The organism is Clostridium fungisolvens (assembly GCF_014193895.1).
GTDB classification, from domain to species: Bacteria; Bacillota; Clostridia; order Clostridiales; family Clostridiaceae; genus Clostridium_AR; species Clostridium_AR fungisolvens.
Genome location: NZ_BLZR01000001.1, coordinates 1887364 through 1908387 on the forward strand (window position 1 = coordinate 1887364; position 21024 = coordinate 1908387).

Annotated in this window: 22 protein-coding genes and 1 riboswitch; of the genes, 19 read left to right on the forward strand and 3 right to left on the reverse strand. The window is 30.6% G+C overall.

Annotated features, from left to right (window positions below; translation table 11 throughout):
- Positions 1-8 precede the first annotated feature (8 nt).
- From bsdtw1_RS07970 to bsdtw1_RS07995, 6 genes are all read left to right on the forward strand, one after another.
- The gene (locus bsdtw1_RS07970; RefSeq protein WP_183277056.1) at positions 9-770 is read left to right on the forward strand and encodes an ABC transporter ATP-binding protein; all 762 of its coding nucleotides are present in this window, start codon (positions 9-11) and stop codon (positions 768-770) included.
- Position 771: 1 nt separating this feature from the next.
- Positions 772-1452 carry a response regulator transcription factor gene (locus bsdtw1_RS07975; RefSeq protein ID WP_183277057.1) on the forward strand — a complete coding sequence of 227 codons (681 nt, stop codon included), beginning with the start codon at positions 772-774 and terminating at the stop codon, positions 1450-1452.
- Entirely contained in the window at positions 1439-2710 is a 1272-nt protein-coding gene (locus bsdtw1_RS07980) for a HAMP domain-containing sensor histidine kinase (RefSeq protein WP_183277058.1), read from the forward strand. The genes bsdtw1_RS07975 and bsdtw1_RS07980 overlap by 14 nt, the downstream gene beginning before the upstream one ends.
- A gap of 732 nt (positions 2711-3442) precedes the next feature.
- On the forward strand, positions 3443-3706 hold the full coding sequence (locus bsdtw1_RS07985) for a CD3324 family protein (protein WP_183277059.1): 264 nt from the start codon (positions 3443-3445) through the stop codon (positions 3704-3706).
- 246 nt (positions 3707-3952) lie between these two features.
- On the forward strand, positions 3953-4903 hold the full coding sequence (locus bsdtw1_RS07990; protein WP_183277060.1) for a phosphotransferase family protein: 951 nt from the start codon (positions 3953-3955) through the stop codon (positions 4901-4903).
- Between the two features lie 17 nt (positions 4904-4920).
- Positions 4921-5355 carry a ParB N-terminal domain-containing protein gene (locus bsdtw1_RS07995; protein WP_183277061.1) on the forward strand — a complete coding sequence of 145 codons (435 nt, stop codon included), beginning with the start codon at positions 4921-4923 and terminating at the stop codon, positions 5353-5355.
- A gap of 277 nt (positions 5356-5632) precedes the next feature.
- Here the strand turns inward: bsdtw1_RS07995 and bsdtw1_RS08000 are convergent, their stop codons facing one another.
- Positions 5633-6880, reverse strand: coding sequence for a glycosyltransferase (locus tag bsdtw1_RS08000; protein WP_183277062.1), 1248 nt, complete (start codon positions 6878-6880; stop codon positions 5633-5635).
- Between the two features lie 138 nt (positions 6881-7018).
- On the opposite strand from bsdtw1_RS08000, the gene bsdtw1_RS08005 reads away from it, so the two are divergent.
- The 3 genes from bsdtw1_RS08005 (at position 7019) to bsdtw1_RS08015 (ending at position 9206) form a co-directional block, all read left to right on the forward strand.
- Positions 7019-7591, forward strand: a complete 573-nt coding sequence (locus tag bsdtw1_RS08005) for a TetR/AcrR family transcriptional regulator (protein WP_183277063.1) — start codon at positions 7019-7021, stop codon at positions 7589-7591.
- A 450-nt stretch (positions 7592-8041) separates the two neighbouring features.
- Positions 8042-8497: a LytTR family DNA-binding domain-containing protein gene (locus bsdtw1_RS08010; protein WP_183277064.1), complete on the forward strand. Its 456-nt coding sequence runs from the start codon at positions 8042-8044 to the stop codon at positions 8495-8497.
- A 1-nt stretch (position 8498) separates the two neighbouring features.
- Positions 8499-9206, forward strand: coding sequence for a LiaF transmembrane domain-containing protein (locus bsdtw1_RS08015; protein ID WP_183277065.1), 708 nt, complete (start codon positions 8499-8501; stop codon positions 9204-9206).
- A gap of 134 nt (positions 9207-9340) precedes the next feature.
- On the opposite strand, the gene bsdtw1_RS08020 is transcribed toward bsdtw1_RS08015, so the two are convergent.
- Positions 9341-10216, reverse strand: coding sequence for a PHP domain-containing protein (locus bsdtw1_RS08020; RefSeq protein WP_183277066.1), 876 nt, complete (start codon positions 10214-10216; stop codon positions 9341-9343).
- Positions 10217-10616: 400 nt separating this feature from the next.
- Between bsdtw1_RS08020 and bsdtw1_RS08025 the strand changes: the two genes are divergently transcribed.
- The 9 genes from bsdtw1_RS08025 (at position 10617) to bsdtw1_RS08065 (ending at position 18666) form a co-directional block, all read left to right on the forward strand.
- A complete protein-coding gene (locus tag bsdtw1_RS08025) occupies positions 10617-11807 on the forward strand; it encodes a multidrug efflux MFS transporter (protein WP_183277067.1) in 1191 nt (396 codons plus the stop codon).
- A 49-nt stretch (positions 11808-11856) separates the two neighbouring features.
- Positions 11857-12501 (forward strand): MBL fold metallo-hydrolase, encoded by a 645-nt coding sequence (locus bsdtw1_RS08030; RefSeq protein WP_183277068.1) that lies wholly within the window; start codon positions 11857-11859, stop codon positions 12499-12501.
- Between the two features lie 145 nt (positions 12502-12646).
- Entirely contained in the window at positions 12647-12898 is a 252-nt protein-coding gene (locus tag bsdtw1_RS08035; protein ID WP_183277069.1) for a fatty acid kinase subunit FakA-related protein, read from the forward strand.
- A gap of 321 nt (positions 12899-13219) precedes the next feature.
- On the forward strand, positions 13220-13768 hold the full coding sequence (locus bsdtw1_RS08040; RefSeq protein ID WP_183277070.1) for a TFIIB-type zinc ribbon-containing protein: 549 nt from the start codon (positions 13220-13222) through the stop codon (positions 13766-13768).
- A 281-nt stretch (positions 13769-14049) separates the two neighbouring features.
- A complete protein-coding gene (locus bsdtw1_RS08045) occupies positions 14050-15291 on the forward strand; it encodes an MFS transporter (protein WP_280514163.1) in 1242 nt (413 codons plus the stop codon).
- Between the two features lie 155 nt (positions 15292-15446).
- Positions 15447-15629, forward strand: a riboswitch (cobalamin riboswitch).
- Between the two features lie 301 nt (positions 15630-15930).
- A complete protein-coding gene (locus tag bsdtw1_RS08050) occupies positions 15931-16671 on the forward strand; it encodes an energy-coupling factor ABC transporter permease (RefSeq protein WP_183277072.1) in 741 nt (246 codons plus the stop codon).
- On the forward strand, positions 16671-16979 hold the full coding sequence (locus bsdtw1_RS08055) for an energy-coupling factor ABC transporter substrate-binding protein (RefSeq protein ID WP_183279759.1): 309 nt from the start codon (positions 16671-16673) through the stop codon (positions 16977-16979). The genes bsdtw1_RS08050 and bsdtw1_RS08055 overlap by 1 nt, the downstream gene beginning before the upstream one ends.
- A 2-nt stretch (positions 16980-16981) precedes the next feature.
- Positions 16982-17770, forward strand: a complete 789-nt coding sequence (gene cbiQ, locus bsdtw1_RS08060) for a cobalt ECF transporter T component CbiQ (protein WP_183277073.1) — start codon at positions 16982-16984, stop codon at positions 17768-17770.
- Positions 17771-17820: 50 nt separating this feature from the next.
- Positions 17821-18666 carry an energy-coupling factor ABC transporter ATP-binding protein gene (locus bsdtw1_RS08065; RefSeq protein ID WP_183277074.1) on the forward strand — a complete coding sequence of 282 codons (846 nt, stop codon included), beginning with the start codon at positions 17821-17823 and terminating at the stop codon, positions 18664-18666.
- A gap of 240 nt (positions 18667-18906) precedes the next feature.
- On the opposite strand, the gene bsdtw1_RS08070 is transcribed toward bsdtw1_RS08065, so the two are convergent.
- Positions 18907-19746, reverse strand: coding sequence for a helix-turn-helix domain-containing protein (locus tag bsdtw1_RS08070; protein ID WP_183277075.1), 840 nt, complete (start codon positions 19744-19746; stop codon positions 18907-18909).
- Between the two features lie 149 nt (positions 19747-19895).
- Between bsdtw1_RS08070 and bsdtw1_RS08075 the strand changes: the two genes are divergently transcribed.
- On the forward strand, positions 19896-20936 hold the full coding sequence (locus tag bsdtw1_RS08075; RefSeq protein WP_183277076.1) for an FtsZ/tubulin family protein: 1041 nt from the start codon (positions 19896-19898) through the stop codon (positions 20934-20936).
- The last annotated feature ends 88 nt before the right edge of the window (positions 20937-21024 follow it).

The following is a 21024-nucleotide window of genomic DNA, read 5'->3' on the forward strand; positions in this document are numbered from 1 at the left end:
GGGTTGAAATGAGTTCATTAAAGGTTAGAGATTTATGTAAAACTTATATTATAAATAAAATACAAAATAATGTTTTAAGAAATATAAATTTTGAGATAAACGAAGGCGAAATGATTGCTATCATGGGACCTAGTGGTTCTGGTAAATCAACTCTTCTATATGTAGTTAGTGGGATGGATAATTTAACTGCAGGAAAGGTGGATTATTTTGGTAAAGAAATCAGTGCTTTTAGTGCAAATGAAATCAGTGATTTGCGACTGAATGAAATGGGATTTATTTTTCAACAAATGTATATGTTAAAAAATCTATCTATATATGATAATATTATATTACCAGCATATCAGTCAAAAAATGGTAAGAGCAAAAAAGAAATCAATATCCGAGCGAGAGAGCTGATGAATAAGCTTGGAATAAGTGAGATTGCAGAAAATGATACAAATCAGGTTTCTGGTGGACAACTTCAAAGAGCATGTATTTGCAGAAGCTTAATTAATTCACCAAAGATGATTTTTGCAGATGAGCCTACAGGCGCTTTAAATCAGCAAAACTCAAGAGAAGTTATGAGAGAGCTCAATAAAATTAATGAAGATGGTACCACGATTATGCTTGTTACCCATGATATGAAGGTTGCAGCTAAGTGTAGCAGGATAATGTATATTGAAGATGGAACAATAAAAGGTGAAATTCATCTAGGAAAATTTATTGAAGATAATAATTTAAAAGATAGAGAAAGAAAGGTCAATAATTGGCTAATGGAGATGGGATGGTAATATGGTAGATTTGCTGCTGGTAGAAGATAATTTAGAACTTGCAGATTTAATTTGTACTTTCTTAAAAAAAGATGGCTTCAGCATTATAAATGTGGATAGCGGAGAAAAGGCAATGGAGTTCTTAGAAAAAGATATAGCAAAAATTGTGCTTTTAGATATAATGTTGCCAGGCATTGATGGGTTTACAGTTTGTTCAGGCATTAGAAAAAATCATAATGTGCCAATTATAATAATGAGTGCAAAGATCGATAAAACCGATAAGATAAATGGTTTTACCCTTGGGGCAGATGATTATATAGAAAAGCCAGTGGATGTGGACATTTTAAGTGCAAAGGTTTCGGCGTTGATGAAAAGAAACTATGAGCTTAAAGTAGAACGTACCATTATAAATTCAGGTGCTATTTCAATTAATAAAAATGCAAATGAAGTTTATCTTGATGGAAAGCTAGTAAATATGACTTCAAAGGAGTTTGAATTATTACTTCTACTGGTTGAAAATCCAAGAAAGACCTTAAATAAAGAATATCTTTTTAATAAAATATGGGGAGCAGAAAGCTTTAGTGAAAACCAAACATTAACGGTTCACATAAAGATGCTTAGAGATAAGATTGAACAAGACCCAAAGAAACCAAAAAGGATAGTGACAATTTGGGGAGTAGGATACCGGTATGAAGAAGTTTGATAAGCTAGTAGCTGTTTTTCTTGCAGTGTATTTAATAATATCACTTGGGTTACTTGTATTATTTCAAGGTATCGATAAGAGGGAAAATAGTGAATATAAAGTAGAGATAAACAGGATATATTTTGGCTTAGTAAAAGGTAGCTCTTTTACTGAGCCTGATTTAAGTTCATATGAATTTATAAAATCTGTATCTTTTTTACCTGAGTATCTAAGTAAAAGTAATGAAAATCTTGATAAATTTTATAAAAGCAATAATGGAATGGAATATGAAATAAAGCCTTGGTATGATGGAGATAAATTATTAGGCTTTTTGAGGTTTGATTATATTAATAGCAAAGTTGACAATAGCTTTTTATTAAAAGTAGAAATCATACTATTAATGTTTGTTGTAAGTATGATCTCAATCCTTTTATATATAAGAAATTCAATTATCAAACCCTTTAATATTTTAAGTGAAATGCCTTATGAATTATCAAAGGGAAACTTTAAAGGGGATATGAAAGAAAGTAAAGATAGATATTTTGGTAAGTTTATTTGGGGAATTAATCTTCTAAGAGAAAACTTAGATTATCATAAGATAAAAGAACTTAAACTCCAAAAGGAAAAGAAACTTTTGCTGATTTCCATTTCCCATGATATACAAACTCCTCTTAACACCATAAAGCTCTATGCTAAGGCAATAGCAGAAGAGGTTTACGATACTGATGAAAAGAAGATACTCGCAGCAAAGCAAATACAAGAAAAATCTTTGGAAATAGAGAACTTCGTAAGAGATATAATAAAGACAACTAGTGAAGAGATTCTTGAGATTGAAGTTGTAGATGGTGAATTTTATTTGAAAGATTTAATAGATAAGGTAATATTGACTTATAAAGAAAAGTGTAATTTAAAAATGATAGATTTTATGGTTGAAGGCTACAATAATAAATTAGTTAAGGGTGATTTGGATAGAGCCTTTGAAGTTATAAGTAATATACTAGAAAATGCCTTTAAATATGGTGATGGTAAGGAGATAAAAATCTCTTTTTTTGAAGAAGATTACTGTCAACTTATTAAGATATTTAATACAGGGGATGTAGTAAGTCAAAACGAATTTAATCACATCTTCGATAGCTTTTACAGGGCCAGCAATTCAGAAGGAAAACAGGGAAACGGTCTTGGACTTTATATCTGTAAAAGTATAATGGAAAAGATGGATGGAGAAATTTTTGCAGAATGCGAAAAAGAAGGTATGAGTTTTACTTTAGTATTTAGATAACCTTAAACCAAGTAATTCCATATTTAATATAATATTAGAATTTATAAATTTCGAGACTCTATAGATATTACAAAAGCTAAGGCTCTTACTTTAACGGTAGGAGTTGTTTTAATGTGGAGAAAAAATATTAATGAGCATGCTGTATGATTAATAAAATCTTGAAATACTGCTTTAACCTACTGAAAAAAACTTATTAAGTTGCTTGAGTTTCTAATCCACTTTTTGATATTGATGAAATTTCATAGCAATGCACAATACCAAAAATAAAATTACCTTTTTCATCATATATTGGAGAGACGCTTACCTCGTTACAACCAATTGGGTTTCCTTTTTTATCTATAAAAAATAGGTTGATTTATGTATTCTGTTAGAATATCAAATTAAGCTTGTTGAAAACTTAGAAATTAAACTATAGCAATTTTTAAATATACATATCAGGGTTATACCGCACATCTACTTTTATGGTTAAATATGGTATGATAATGCTGTAAGATATATGAAAGTAAAAATAATAGATATATGAAGAGTTAAGGGAGGATACTAATTTATGAGAAACTTATTCTTAATTACCACAGCAAAGCCATCATTCCATGCAATGTCTGTAAGATAACGCATGGTGATGTTTTCATTGAACAATACAGTCACCATGTTCATTCTAATAAGAATAAAATTAAGTTATAGGCAGATGTTGCATCCTTAGATTAAAATTTTAATTTTAAGGAGCGGATTAGAATGAATTACAAAAATGGTATAGAGGTACTTCCACAGGAGTTAATAGCTGAGATACAAAAATACATTAGCGGTAGTTTGATTTACATTCCACAGGCGGAAAATATGCGTAAGGAATGGGGAGAAGTATCTGGAGTAAAGGAAGAAATACGTATTAGAAATTGTGAAATTAAAGAGAAATTCTTAAAAGGGCTTAAAATTGATCAATTAGCAGAAGAGTATTGTCTTGCTATTGAAACCATTAAAAAGATTGTATATAAAAAGTGATAAAGATGTATCACTTCGATCCGCAATCTATTTTTAAAACTCTCACGGTTTCTGGTGAGAGAATTTAAAAATAATAAATTTTATTACGAAGTGGTACATCCATAAGAAAGCTGTTCAGGAAAAAGTAAAATTTCTTGAACAGCTTTTATGTATTAAATAATTATAGGTAAAGCATGCATATAAATTAATCTAAATCTCAAGTAAACTAAAGGTATATACATAGAGAGCTTATAGGGGGTGGGAAGAATGGCACATGTGCTAGTGAAGCCACATATGAACTATGATGAAGTGATAAAACTTCTAGAAGAGCTTTTAGAAGAACCAATTGAGAAGATTGAGGAAGCACCTACAGGCAAGGTAAAGAAGGTTTATTTTTTTCAATACAAAGATAAAGAGTATGTAATTCGTTTTTCGGATGATGATATGGAATTTAAATTTGAAAAGTATTTGCAGGAAACTTTGCGAGGAAAAAAGTTCCCTTTGCCTAAGTTTCTGTCTTGTGGCATATATAATAACTTATATTATGCTATTTCGGAAAAGGTGGCGGGAAATTCAATTCATACATTAGATGAAAAAGAATTGAAAGCTGTCATGCCAAGCGTTATAGAAACTCTAATCAAACTTCACTCAATAGACATAACGGCTTATGAAGGATATGGATGGTTGGATTATAAAATGAAGGGGACTTTTAATATATTCTTCGAATTTTTGCAAAGCTTCTTTTCCAAAGATCAAGAGGGATTTTGGCAAGGGTGGTATGAACTGTTTAGTGAAAGTTTTCTAGATTATAATGTTTTCAATGCATTATATGAAAGAATGATGGAATTAGCAAAATTCTGTGAAGGACGAAGATATTTAACACACTCAGATTTTCATTATAGTAACATCATTATTAATAATTCGGAGATTGCAGGAGTAATTGACTGGGGAAAAGTAAGTTATTGTGATTATATCTTTGATATTGCAACTCTTATTTTAGAATTTCCAGATTATAATCTTTTAGAAAAATTTCATACTTTCTATAAAGAAAGTAACTTTGATACATCTAATTTTACAGAGAGATTTCTCTGTGCAGCAATTTGTAACAGTCTTGATGGAATGAGGTTCTGGGCAAAGTTTGGAAGACAGGAGGCATATAAGTCTATTCTAGATAATATTTTAATGATTCTAAATAAATATGATTTTAAGTCAGAATAGTTTTAAGGGGGATCAATATGAGTGATATGACATTTACAGTAGATGAAGCTATAGAGTTTTCAAAACATGGTAGAATTGAAGAATGGGTACATCTATTTTTAAATTCTGTTGGAGATAATGTTCCTTTTTCAGAAGGATTAAAGCTCGAGAAAAGGTATTGGACAGGTCCATTACTTATAGACTTAGCCAAATTAAAAAGGTGCTGTGGTCCAGAAGCTGATATGGAGTATTTTAATGCTTCAGAGGAATGGGAAGTTGAAATAGATAAATTTAGAAAGCTTATTCATAATGGCTGGAAGATGCCACCTCTAATAGTACAACATGAAGGAAAAGAACTTAAAGTAAACGATGGAAATCATAGACTGGAAGCTATGAAGAGAGAAGACATTGAGAAATGTTGGGTTATTATTTGGAATACTCATTATCAGGATAATATTAATGATTTCAAATAAGCTAAAGATTTTTATATATGTAAAGCTGTATGTAAGAACGGTGTTGATAATTTTTGAAGAGAACTCTATTAATGTATTCTTATGCTGAGACTTAAGTTATACCTAATCGATAATACTGATTTCTGGACATTAGTGGATAAGTATAACTTATAAATGTATTCAGACTCATACGTTATTAGTGGGCTGGGAACCAAGTGCCGAATAGTAAATAAAGTCAATTTATAGTTTTGGATACAAGGCAGCTGAAGAAAATATCTTTAGCTGCTTTTTTATAGAATTACCTTTCTAGACTGTCTATAATAACTTTTGCGCATTCTCTGGCACCATTTTCAGTAGATATGTCTTTTGCTAGATTTTTTGCGTTTTGAATAATTTCATCCTTAAGAGAATATTTAATAGCTTCAGCAAGATTATTCGAAGTTAACTTCTTTATAGGAATAGGTTTTGAACCAACGCCTAAGTCATAAGCTCTATGTGCCCAGGCATGTTGATCATTAGCAAAAGGTATAATAATGCTTGGTACACCAGCAGCAAAGCCAGCGGCGGTTGTCCCTGCTCCTCCGTGATGGCATACTGCGGCCATTTTGTCAAAAAGCCAAGAGTGAGGTATACTGTCTATAGCAAGTATATTGCTAGGTACATTATCAAGCTTGCCCATTCCGCATATAATTCCGCGCTTGTTAGCTTTTGAAAGAGCCTCCATAATAAGCTTGGATAGTGTTTCTTTCTGATCTTCATGGAATACGCTTCCGAACCCAATATAAACAGGTTTTTCACCAGAACTTAAGAAATTGGCTAATTCCTTTGAAGGAATATATTCTGTTGTCTCCTTTACAAACCAATATCCATATTGATGTATATTCTCATTCCAGTCTCTTGGTCTTTTGAAAACAAAATTGCTACAGGATATAACAGCAGGTTGTTTTCTGTCTGTATGACGCTCATATGGCTTGCCAAAGTTTTTTGGAAGTCCACCGAATTCTTTCTTCCAAAGGTATTTCACTGAATTGTTTGATGCTAACCATAGCATGCTTTGAAGCATATGATAGCTAACCGTATTTTTAAAAGGGGTAGACTTAACTCTACCGTACTGAATAACAGAGGTCTGTTCTTTGGTTTTGTGAATGGGGAACGGAGATGCTAAAACAGAAGGGATGCCAAGTCTTTCGGCAGCAAAATAACCTATGGTGCAGCCAGGATGGTAAATAATTAATTCGCTTCCATCGCAGGCAGCGTATAATTCATTAGCTATTGATAGACCGTAATTTTTCATTTTATTGAAGGTTAGAAGCATCTTCAATGGGTTGTCTGCTGATTGAGCTTCTTTAAGCATATTCTCATCAACATTAAGAGATTTGAAATCTGCATGGATAGGATAAAAATCAATTCCATAGCCTCTAATGAAACCTTCAAATTCTCTCATACCAGTAATACGCACAGCCTTTCCTAATTTGCTAATCTCTTGAGCCAAAGCAATATATGGTTGAAAATCTCCTCTTGAACCTGAACAAAGTATTGTAATCATATGTTATTCCTCCTTGTATTATCCGACAACTTGTTGTATATTCACAGTATAATTGCGTTTTAATCGTCCATCAACCAACAATCAGATGATGAATGTCGGATTTTAATGGTGATAGTGGGAACAGAGGAGGAGGAAAGTATGAAAAAACAATCTGAGATAACTGCACAGACTAGAAGGAACTTAGTTGATGCTTTTTGGGCTTTATATTGCGAAAAGAGGATTGAGAAAATAACAGTAAAGGATATAACACAGAAAGCAGGCTATAATAGGGGGACTTTCTACGAATATTTTGCTGATGTTTATGATGTGTTGGAGCAACTTGAGGAATCCCTTATACCTACAATACATGAATTGCCTCCAATTTCAATTCCAAATCAAAATATAGGAGTGCCTCTTGATATGTTTATGACTCTTTATGAACAGAATAGCAAATACTATTCTGTATTGCTTGGTGACAATGGTGATCCTGCATTTGCAAGTAAGTTAAAAAATTCAACAAAACCTGTAATTAGGCAAGTATTCCTTGAAAACTATAATGTAGATTCTGTAGAATTTGACTTTATCTTAGAGTTTGTTCTTTCAGCTATGATAGGTATAATGAGCTATTGGTTTAGTCAGGACAAAATACTGCCTGCAGAAAACTTAGTTTTGCTAATGTACGATCTTATGGAAAATGGTGTTATGAAGCGTATTCAGAGTAAAAAAATATAAAATATCATTTATAACCGCAACAATAAACGGAGATCTTCATTATGTTTTTGGGGACAAATATTAGAATTTAGAAGCTTTAAAATCAATATAAATTATTTAATGTTGCTTATTTAGTGATAAAGATTTAAAACAGTCCGAAGACCTTACAGCTGCAACACAAATTAAATATAACATTAATTCAGCAGCGGACTTATTAAAATATAACAAAAACAAATGCGCCATAAGCCGAAAACTTAATGGCGTATTTGTTTTATGCTTTAGATTTTTACTGCATAGAAAATTATGAGATTTGTGAGTTATAGATAGTTAAATGGGCTATAAGTTTTTTATAAACTGTGGTGTTTTAAGGTAAAAAGAAGACCACTTACAAGCAATAACTAACCACTTACTTATACAATATTTACAATGAAAAATGTAGTGAATATAATAAAAAATGTGGGGAGTGAAAATATGAGAATACGGATTGAAGTAGATAATAAAATTGAAGAAAATGAAGTTATTATCAGGTGTAATGAATTAGATGAAGATGTTAAAAGTATTAAAAATGCACTTGATGAAATCTTGTCGCAGAATAAAAAGATAACTTTTTACAGAGGTGAAACTGAATATTATCTTTCGCTAGAAGAAATTTTATTTTTTGAAACAGAAGAAAGTTCGATTTGTGCACATACCATTGATAATATATACAATGTAAGATATAAGCTTTATGAACTTGAAGAATTTTTACCAGGATACTTTATGAGAGTTTCAAAATCAACAATTCTAAATACAAATCATATTTACTCCATAACAAGAAGCATATCATCATCAAGCAAGGTTGAATTCCAAAATACTCATAAACAGGTATATGTTTCGAGGTATTACTATAAACCATTAAAAATAAAATTATCAGAAAAGAGGAAATAAAATGAGAAAAGAAAGGGTTTTTTGGGGATTAGCATTTATTTTAGGTGGAGTTTTCCTGGTCGTAAGCAAGCTAGGACTGTTTCCTGATATAAATGTATTTAGTTTATTATTAACAGTTTTTTTTGTGGTGATAATTGTAAAGAGTTTGGTTCATATGAATTTTCCAGGTGTTTTATTCCCTGCAGCATTCCTTTGTATAATATATGATAAACAACTAGGGATCACAAGCATTACGCCATGGACTGTATTGATTGCAGCACTACTTGGCAGTATTGGTCTTTCTATGATTTTTCATAATCATAATCATAATAAATTGGTTAATACAACCAAGTATGATCATGAAGATTATAAGTTTGATAAAATTGATGTAGAAGATGAAAGTCATGTTGTATTTAGAAATTCATTTAATGCCACTACAAAATATATAAATGCAGATGATTTTGAGAAAGCAGATTTTAATTGTTCTTTTGGAGCACTTAAGGTATACTTTGATAACGCAACTATGCGTAATGATAATGCTGTTGTTAGAATTAATGCTTCTTTTTCAGGGGTTGAATTATACGTCCCTAAAACTTGGAATGTTGTTAATAAAACTAGTGGATTATTTGGAGCTGTTGATGAAAAAAATAAAAGTGATAAGGTTATAACAAATACTTTAACCTTAGTTGGGGACATTAGTTTCTCAGGAGTTGAAATAATTTATATATAGATAAAGTTGAAACAGATTAAAATGTATTTTTAAAATTATATAAACAAAAGGACTTACTTTAGCGAAGTAAGTCCTTTTATTTAACTCATTATTAATAATATCATTAAACATATTCATAAATAATTCTAATTTTTCTAAAGTACATTACTTGGAAGCCATGGCTCCAATATATTATAAGGTATTTTTACACCTGATATACTTTCTCCAAGCTTAACCTTAGGCTTCAGTGCCCCATGGTAGTCGCTTCCACCTGATGAATATATATTGTTCTTCTCACAATAGTTAAGCAGAGCCTCTGTTTTTTCTATTGAATGAAGTGAATGATAGCACTCTATACCATCAAGAACATTTAATGATACTATGGAATCTAGAAAGGTTGTATGATCTTCTACAAAATATCCATAAAGGTGAGCGAGAAATGATTTTCCGCCAGCCTTTTTAATAAGTGCTGCAGCTTCTGGTACGGTGAGGTAATCTTTCATTTGGTCTAGAAAAAAAGGACTATCCGGATTATTTACACAAGTTCTGTAAAATGAATTTAGACTTTCCCATACTGCTTTATCAACACGTTTTTCATTTTCAGAATATTTTTTTAGATCTGTATGCATTATTTGAGTAGCAAAGTATTTTCCCTTAATTGATAAATTTTCACTATAGTTAAGGTTAAGATTTCGGCATACCTCCATCAATTTTTTTAGATAAGCATTTTCTCTTTCATAAAATTTATCCTCTGAAACAATTCCCGTTGAATTTATTACATCTAAATCTATACCATAACCTAATATCTCTATTGGTTTCCCATTATGTACAGCAGAAAATTCACAGCCAGGGATAAGCACACCTTTATAGTAGTCGTGTATATTAATATCTTTCAGTTTTTTATAAGCTCCTATTGAATCATGATCTGTAATAGATATGTATTTTAATCCTAATTGTTGGGCCTTGATAAGAATTTCCTTGGGTTCATCAGAGCCATCAGATGTTGTAGTGTGTATATGTAGATCTATCATAGTTATAAAGCTCCTTATTTTTATTTATAGCTGAACCACTTTATACTTAAATTTATATTTTCAAATTGAAGTGCTTCATCTTTATATATTTTATCTAACTATGTATGCCTAAAGCAATAACTAAAAAAGTTTGAGTTATTTATGATTTAAATTCCTATGATATAAAAATTACTCATATTCATTTGATTCAGAAGAGGTAAACGTGTAAAAGGATATCACTCTTCATAAAGTTCACTTTAAAAGTAGTACTATAGATAAACTACAAAGCGAAGTTTGTAAACTACAATATATAGTTTACAAGTTTTTAAATATAGTTTATAATAAAAACATAAAGCTAATACAAAAAACATGCATGTTGATCTTTTGTATAATTATCAATTTGTTCGAGGTGAGGAATCTTATGAAACTATGGAAAAAGAATTTAATAGTTTGCTGGTTTGGAATGTTTGTTACAGGAATAGGGATGAGTCAAATCGCACCAGTGATGCCTATGTACATAAAGCATCTTGGAATAGCTGATGGTTCTTCGATTGCAAAGCTTTCAGGAATTGCATTTGGAATAACCTTTATAATTTCAGCTATTTTTTCACCTATTTGGGGGAATGCTGCAGATAAGTATGGAAGAAAGCCTATGCTTTTAAGAGCTAGTCTTGGAATGGCTATAATAATATCTTTAATGGGATTTGCACCAAATGTATATGTACTAATTGGGCTAAGATTGTTACAAGGGGCGATAACAGGGTATAGTACAGCTTGTACTACGCTCATAGCCACTCAGACAGATAAGGAAAATGCGGGGTATGCATTAGGAACTCTTTCAACTGCTAGTATTGCAGGATCACTTATCGGGCCAACCATAGGAGGTTTAGTAGGGGATACTTTTGGACTACAGCCAGTCTTTTTTATAACTGGAGCGTTGATTTTAGTTGCATTTATAGCCACGCTTTTATTTGTTAAGGAAGATTTTGTACGTAGTGATAAAAAGGCACTAAGTTCAAAAGAAATATGGGATAGTGTGCCTGAGAAAAGTCTAACCATAACTTTATCGTTAACCTTTTTTATTATAACTTTAGCATTATACACTATTGAACCCATTATAACAGTTTATGTTACACAATTAAGTAGGGATACTAGTCATGTTGCTTTAGTGTCAGGCTTAGCTTTTTCAGCCTCTGGACTGGCAAACGTAATTGCTGCTCCAAGATTAGGAAAACTATCCGATAAGATAGGTGCACATAAAGTTATATTGTGGGCACTTTTAATAGCAGGACTTATTTATGTGCCTCAAGCCTTTGTAAAAAATCCATGGCAATTAATGGGATTGCGTTTTTTATTAGGACTTACCTTTGGTGGATTAAATCCATCTGTGAATACATTAGTTAAAAAGATTACTCCAAATTCTATTACAGGCAGAGTCTTTGGGTTTACAATATCTGCTGGGTATTTGGGTATTTTTGGAGGGTCTGTTTTAGGTGGACAAATAGCTGGAAGGTTTGGTATAAGTTATGTGTTTTTCATTACAAGTGGATTATTGATGCTAAATGCTGTGTGGGTATATTTTAAAGTTTATAAAAAACTTGAAAGGATATAATATTGCGAGATACAGTATATATAAATATTAAAAAGATTGGAGAATTATAATGAAAATTAAATGGTTTGGACATTCGTGCTTTATGATAACCTCTAAACAAGGAACTAAAATATTAATGGATCCTTATATAAATATGCTAGGATATAAGCTGCCAGAAATTGAAGCTGAAATAGTGGCTACTAGTCATGAACACAAGGATCATAATAATATAGATGCGGTTAAAGGAAATTTTGTTCACATAAATGGATTAGGCATATTTTCAGAACATGGAATAGATATAAGAGGTGTTGATACCTTTCATGATAAGTTCTCAGGGGATAAAAAGGGAAGAAATACTATATACAATTTTAAAGTTGATGATATAAATGTTTGCCATTGTGGTGATCTTGGACATATACTTGATACAAAACAAGTAGAAGAAATAGGAAAGGTAGATGTGCTCCTTGTACCTGTAGGAGGAGGATACACAATTGACGCTACAGATGCTGTAGAAGTAGTAAAGCAGTTGAAACCTACAGTTATTATACCTATGCACTACAGGACAAAAGCATTAGGCCCAATGGGATTAGCCTTTGCTAAAGTTGATAAGTTTATAGAAGCTTCAGGAATTAAGGCTCAAACATATAAAGATCTAGAATTGAATAAAGAAAATATTGAAAATTATAAGGGGATAGCTGTCCTTAATTATAAATAAATAGTATATCTAACAATCTAATAAGGGTATGTGCTTCTGTTGCTTTTACAAAAAGCTTGAATTATAATGAGAAAAAACACTACTTTGTTATTTAAACATTATTATAATATAAACAGGAATTTGTAAAGTATAAAGGAGAGTAATTATGATTGAATACAAATTTGACACACAGTTATTAATCGAGGGAGAAAATCTTTCAGAGGATGAAATAAATGAATATATAACACAAAACATTGAAGGCGATTGCTTACTTGCAGTTGGAGATGATGAACTTATAAAAATACATTTTCATACGAATACTCCATGGAAGGTTCTTGAGTATTGTGCTTCTTTAGGTGATATTCATGATGTTGTTATAGAAAATATGGAACGACAAGCCAATGGGCTAAAAGGCTAAAAGTTAAGCAGGCAGGTGAAAACTTGTCTGTTTTTATTTTTGATTCTTTTTAAGATTATTATAGCTGAAAAGTTTAAGTACATTAATATTAAAGGAACAAAGCATAATATAGATATAAAAAATTTTTCGAATATCAATGTTTGTATACAAAATATGGTAGTAATATTATAATTATATTAAGTTTTAGATGAACAACTTCATACTTAAATTTATATTTTCAAACTTTCCTCTCAGAATCCAGAGGAGTTTTGAAAATAGGTTTCGGATTGAAGTATTTCATCTTTAGTTATGAATTAATATAGCTTGTAAGGGGAGAAAAATATGAGATGCTTAGTATGTAAAACAAACGAATTAGAAGAGCAGTATTTAGAAAATGGTTTAAGGGTTTATACTTGTAAGGAGTGTGAAGGGAAATGGATGCGCTTTGGAGACTATTTCACCTGGCACAATAGCAATAAAAATCAGAGTGAAACTGTAACAGAGGATAAATACATATCTGTTAAAGATTCCACAAATCCTAAGTTTTGTCCTGATTGTGAAACTATACTTACTCCGTATAAAGTATCAAGTAAACTTAGTTTTATGCTAGAGCATTGTGGTTCCTGTAATGGAATCTGGTTTGATAAGAATGAATGGGAGTCAATTAAGAGCATTGATTTACATCATAAAATTCAAAACTTTTTTACTGAAGCATGGCAAAAAAAGATTAGAGAAGATGAAAGTAGAGAATTCTTAGAAAAGCATTATACAAATAAGTTTGGTGCTGAGGATTATGAAAGACTAAAGCAGACAAAAAAATGGATAGATGAAAGTGAAAATAAATCTATGTTATTAGCTTATCTGATGAATGAAAATCCTTATAAGCTATAAGAATGATAGAGGCTTTTAAAAAGCCTCTATTTTGTTTTTCTGGATTTTAATGGAGTTTTTCCGTAAATCTTTTTAGAACAGTAGCCTTAAATTCTTCACTTGATGTCACCTTCATTAGTATGTTTATTAATATTTATATAAATCACATTATTGCAAATTATATCTGGAAATAATCATATTATGTATAAAAGTAGTTAAATGTGGTGTAATAGTTGAAATAGAGATTAATTTTATGTATACTTACCTTTGTTGAGAATTGATATCATATAAAACATAATATTATTGAAAAGGTAAGAGAAGAAATGAAAAATAAAAACTTTATTATAGTAGTTATTGGACAAATAATTTCTTTGTTTGGAAATTCTATTCAAAGATTTTGTATGTCGCTATATATATTAAATTTAACAGGAAGTGCCGGGATATTTTCAACAATACTAGCAATTTCAACTATTCCATATATACTGTTCGCACCAATTGCGGGTTTTTTAGCAGACACGGTAAACAGGAAAAAGATCATGATTTATCTTGATTTCATTAGTACAGCGTTAATGGGAGTATATTCAATCATAATATTAAGTGGTAAGGATAATACCATAATAGTAGCGGTTGTAATGTTTATGCTTTCTACAATTTATACTTTATATAGTCCTTCTGTCACATCCAGTATTCCACAAATTGTTGAGAAAGAAAGCTTAGCTTCTGCCAATGGAGTAATTCAGCAGGTTGGGTATGTAGTTAATTTAGCTGGACCAATAGTTGCGGGACTGTTATATAGTTTTTTGGGAATGAAAATGGTAGTGATATTAAACTCAGTTAGTTTCCTTGTTGCAGCAATACTAGAGCTGTTTCTAGATATTCCTGATTTAGAAGTAAAAGAAAGGTTTAAAAATCCTCTGATACAATCTATTGGCGAAATGAAAAAGAGCTTTATGTATTTGAAAGAAAAAAAGAAGATAGTATTAGGAATTATATTTTCATATGCACTCACTAATATCTTTGTAGTTCCGGTGTTAAGTGTTGTGTCTCCATACTTTATTAACGTAAAACTAAGTATGCCTTCAAGCATTTATGGATATATTGAAGCAATATTTGTTTTAGGAATGATAATAGGAGGTATGCTAATTACCTTGAAACCTAACTTGTTTAAAATAAATATATTACATAAAACAATGTATCCAATGATACTAGCTATGTTTATTATGGCAGTCTCTACTGTTATAAGTGGAGAAAACAAGTTTGTAACACTAGGGCTTTATTCCATAGGAGGTCTTGGAATAATGCTGTCACTAGCATTATCTAATATTATTTCCTTAACATATATCCAACAAGAAGTGAGAGAAGATATGCTAGGGAAAGTTAGTGCTTTTTCTACAGCAGTTGCTACCGCAAGTGTTGCCCCTGGGCAGATAATATATGGACAATTAATTGATTTTAATTTAGGTATGTTCAATATACTGATACTGACTTTTATATTTAGCATTGCAGTAGTGTGGTATATAAAATGGAATGTTAGAAGAGTTTAATTCCATTAAAGTAATATGTATGAATGTGCAAAAAATATTTGAAGTTTACAATAAAGGTATATGACAGTATACTTAAAGATGTAACATTTCCGTAGGAAAGCTATTTTTAAAACTCTTCTGGGTTCTAAGAGGAGAATTTGAAAATATAAATATGAATTGAATAATGAAATATAGGTTTAATCGTATTGATTAATTAAAAGGGAATCAGGTAAGAATCCTGAACTATCCCGTAGCTGTATTAGAGGAGTTTAAATACATAAATGTCACTTGGAAACAGGGAAGGCGTATTTAAATGATGAGTCTTGAGTCAGAAGACCTGCCTATATTTTTGCACCAATTATAGATGTACCACTTCGTACCGAAACCTATTTTCAAAACTCCTCTGGGTTCTGAGAGGAGAATTTCAAAATATAAATTTTATTACGAAGTGGCACATCATTAACTCTACGAGTGATAGAGAGGGGCGGTAGAATGAAAAATTGCTTACTTATTTTATATGATTAAGTATGTTTTGTTACTATGTCCTTTTAACATTTTAGTTAAGAGGACTTTTTTACTGTTTAGAAGACTATAGAATTTTAGTACAAGAACAAAGTGGTTTTAAACAAACATTAAAGTCTATAAAATAGGAGTGTTTATATGAAAAAGAAATATCAAATTGCATTAGGTATTTTTATTGCGTTATTATTTATCCCTAGAACAGCATATGCAATGCATATAATGGAGGGATTCTTACCAGCAAAATGGTGTATTGCTTGGGGAGTTTTAGCAATTCCATTTGTAGTGGTTGGCTTTTTTACAATAAGAGAAAAAGTAAATGAAAATCCTAGAACTAAAATGCTTATAGCTATGGTAGGAGCTTTTGCCTTTGTATTGTCAGCGTTAAAAATACCTTCAGTTACTGGGAGTTGTTCACATCCTACAGGTGTGGGACTAGGCGCCATACTTTTTGGACCAACTATAATGAGTGCTTTAGGAGTAATTGTGTTAATATTTCAGGCTTTGCTTTTAGCGCATGGAGGAATTACAACCTTAGGTGCTAATACTTTTTCTATGGCTATAGCAGGACCTTTTGTTTCATATTTTTTGTACAAGATTTTGAAGACACTTAAAGTTTCACAAAGCATATCTGTATTTTTATCTGCAATGATTGGAGATTTAATGACATATGTTATAACAGCAATACAGCTTTCATTGGCTTTTCCGGATCAAAGTGGTGGAGTTTTAGCTTCTGCAGCTAAGTTTTTAGGAATCTTTGCGGTTACTCAAATTCCTCTTGCAATAAGTGAAGGGATATTAACAGTAATTATATTTAATTTGTTAAAGAACTATAATAAGCAGGAATTAATAGAACTTAAAGTAATATCGAAGGAGGAATAATAGCTGTGAAGTTGAAAAATAAGAGTCTTCTAATAAAAAATTTTATATTAGCTTTGCTAGTTATAATAATAGCTGTGGCTCCACTTGTATTTATTAAAAATGGTGAATTTTCTGGTTCTGATGATCAAGCAAAAAAGGCTATAACAGACATAAATAAGGAATATAAACCTTGGTTTTCACCTATATGGCAACCACCTAGTGGGGAAATAGAAAGCTTACTTTTTGCATTACAAGCTGCAATAGGGACAGGTATTGTATGTTATTATTTTGGATACCAAAAGGGAAAGTCTAGAAAGGCAGAGAAATAAATATGTTTTCGATTGATAAATTAGCATATATATCTGAACTAAGAAGGGTAAATCCAACGGAAAAATTTATTTTTGCTATCTTTACTATGTTTATTTGTATTGCTTTAAATAGTACTGTAATTTCAGTGATAGTATTACTTCTCATGTCAGGAATAACTGTTTTTAAAGGAAAAATTCCCTTAGGAACTTACGTGAAATTAATGTCATTACCACTATCATTCTTGATAGTTGGAATAATCACTATAGCGATAAATATAGTTCATAGTGCTGATAACTTAATATTTGGATTTAATATATTAAACATTAAGCTAGGGTGTACTTCAGAGAGTTTTGAGACAGCTACGAGTCTGTTTTTTAAGTCTTTGGCATCAGTTTCATGCTTATACTTTCTAACACTGAGTACGCCATTGTTTGAGGTTTTATCTGTACTAAAAAAACTAAGAGTACCAAAATTATTTGTTGAATTAATGGGGCTTATATATAGATTTATTTTTGTATTGTTAGACACGGTAAATATGATATATACATCTCAAAATTCAAGGCTTGGGTATTCAACACTTAGACTTAGCTACAATTCATTAGCTAAATTAATCTCATCCTTATTTATAAGTTCCTATAAGCGATCACAGGACATTTACACAGCTATGGAATCAAGATGCTATGACGGTGATATAGACTTGCTTGAAGAAAACTATCCAAGTTTATTTAAAAATATCTTACTAATTGCTTTTACGGAAGCAGCCTTATTAATTATAGCTTTTAGTGAATATCTTATCAGGGGGAAGATATAAGGTTTAACACTTTAACTTAGGATTACATTTAAATTATTGGAGGAAATATAGTGAGTGAATACATACTTGAAACTAAAAATTTAAGCTTTAAATATCAGGATGGGACTAAGGCTTTGAATAATATAAATTTAAAAATAGAAAAAGGAAAGAAAATATCTTTTCTAGGTGTCAATGGTTCAGGTAAGTCCACATTGTTTTTGAATTTTAATGGTGTATTAAAGCCCACGGAAGGAAAGTTAATATACGACAAAAAAGAGGTTAAATATAACAGAAATTCCTTGATGGAACTAAGAAAAAATGTAGGAATTGTGTTTCAAGATCCTGAGAATCAACTTTTTTCAGCAAATGTATATCAAGAAGTTTCCTTTGGCGCTATGAACTTAAAACTTGATACAGTAGAAGTAAAGAGTAGAGTGGATAAAGCTCTAAAAAATGTTGAGCTGTATAGTTATAAGGATAAGGCTGTTCATTTTCTAAGCTATGGGCAGAAAAAAAGGGTATCCATTGCAGATATACTTGTGATGGAGCCAGAAATAATAGTTTTTGATGAACCAACTTCAAGCCTTGACCCTAAACATTCAAAACAGATTGTGAAAATATTTGATGAATTAAACGAAAGAGGAATAACAGTTATTTTATCTACTCATGATGTGGAACTTGCATATACTTGGTCAGATTATATTTTTGTAATGAAGGATGGAGAGATAGTCAAAGAAGGCAATCCAACTGAGATTTTCTCAGATGATAATTTAATTGATGAATGTTATTTGGAAAAGCCAATGATTTTCGAAATTTATCAAAATTTATGCAAGACAGGACAGGTGAATTCTACCGAAGACATACCTAGAAATAAGCAGGAACTTTATAAATTAATAAGTTCCATAGGACAAAAATAGAAAAACGATGAAAAGTAAATATAAGATTTACGGTGCAACCATCAAATTAGCTCCTACTAAAGATATTAAAGAGTTCCTAACTCAACTATTAATTTATACATGCCCAAAAATCCCCAGAAGCCGGGATTTTCAAACAAGTATAAATTAAGTTTCGATATATGAACTCTTTAGTAGTAGCTAATTCTAATTTTGTTAAGCTTATATTTTTTAAACATGAGTATTAAATTATTTTTTAAGATTTCATTTAGCTTTAATTGATTGAAGTAATTTTCCTAAAAAACCAGTTTCATTATTAGTACTCATTTCAATTTCATATTGAGTATAGTAGGCATCTTGCATTACTCGTTTGAAATCTTTTACTTCTTTTATTAAACTCTCATTACCATCCGAAGAGGACTTGGAGAATTTATCAAAGTTGCTTTGCAAATGAAGTTTTAACTCATTATTTTTAAGGTGAATTTTTTCAGAAATAACATCTGAAATATTTGTCAGAAGATTGTCGTGTAACCCTTTGTTAATTTCATTAAAATCTTCGAGTTTTGAGTGAAGATATTGTTCAATCTGCGTTTGAAGGGTTTGTTTAAATTCATTAAGACTTTTATTTTGGGCCTCGATGATTGATGAAGTAATATTTTGAAGTATTAGTGAATTGGCATTTTGTATATCTTTAATGAATTCAGTCTTAAAATTATCAAGTTGAATTTGTTGCTCTTGCTTAATTGATACAATAAGATCTTCTACTGATAAGAGATTACTTTCTGAATACTCAACTTCAGTTTCATCTAAAGGTAGCTTACTATAATAATCTTCAATTTCTTTAAGAGTCATACCTCTATTCTTAAGTTTTATGAGTAGCTCTAATTTGTCAACATCTTTATTGGTATAGCGTAATTCTTTATGAACTATTTCTATTTTAAGAAGATCATCAAATATATTTGTATAATATTTAATATTGCTAATGTCTTCTTTTAACAAATCAGCAACCTGATCAATAGAATAGTATAATATTTCGCCTCTTTTTTTATTTTGAATTTTATAATCAATTTTTTGTCCATCTATATATTTATCTTTATTATCCATAATAATCAATCCCCCTTATTATTTTTCGAGCACATGACTGATAAGCTTAAGTGAAAATTATAATTATTTTAAAAAAATAATTAAATATGTAATGTTGGAGTGATTTTCTCCGATAATATATGTATAGAACATGGTAAGGGAGAGTTATTATGGAAAAAGGAAAAATGTTATTAGTGTCATTAGGACAAGGTGCAGGAAATATAGTTGATGGATTGTTAAGTAGGAATTCTAGATATAATGGATTGTTTTTAAATAGCAGCTTGTTTGATGTTAAGCCATTAAAAAATGCTGATATGGCAAAGAACGTATATGTTTATCCAGGAACCGATGGTTCAGGAAGAGATAGAAATAAATCAAAGGAAATGATTAAAGATAATATTAATCCAATAGGAACACTACTAAGTAAGTATCCTCTGACAGAAGTAGTTGTAGTATTTACTACAATGGCTGGGGGAACAGGTTCTGGTGCAATAAAAACCTTTATACAAATAGCGAAAAAGGTATTACCAAATGCTAAAGTGAATGTAGTAGCAATCTTACCTAGCTTAAAGGAAGATGAGTTAGCATTTAAAAACACTATAGAATGTTGGAATGACATAAATAGTATAATGGATTTGATAAATGACGTTAAGTTTGTAGATAACAATAAGAGAAATACATATAAAGAAATTAATAATGAAGTTATTGAAAGTTTAGATTTATCATACAACATAATAGGTATTCATGCTGATGGAAGTATAGACAACAAAGATTCCTTTAGGATAAATACTGCAGAGGGATCTGGGTTAGTATTAAAACTATATGATGGTTTGAAGGATGCTAAAACTGCTGTTGATTTAGCTATACAAAATAGCGTATTTGTTCAACCAGATACGTATGACTGTGATTACCTAGGAATCAACCTGAAAATTGACGGATACGATCCGTATGAAGTTTCTAAATTATTTGAAGTTTACAGAAGCACATATATAACGTACAATAACAAGAATAACATAATAGTACTTGGAGGCTGTGAAACTCCAACAGAATCAATAAAATTAATAAAGATGGCTTTAGAAGATAAGAACAAAAGAAAACTTACAAGAAATAGAAAAAGAAGTGTTATCATTGATTTGGATACAGATAGTGAAGAAAACAAAGAAGAAATTGATGGCCTTAGCGATTTGTTTGAGGATAATTATGCTTTTTAAAAAGAGCTTGGAAATTTTAGTAATAGAATAGTTGAATTATAAAATAAGAAGAATCCTACGACGTTTGGGTTCTTCTTTTTATTACATA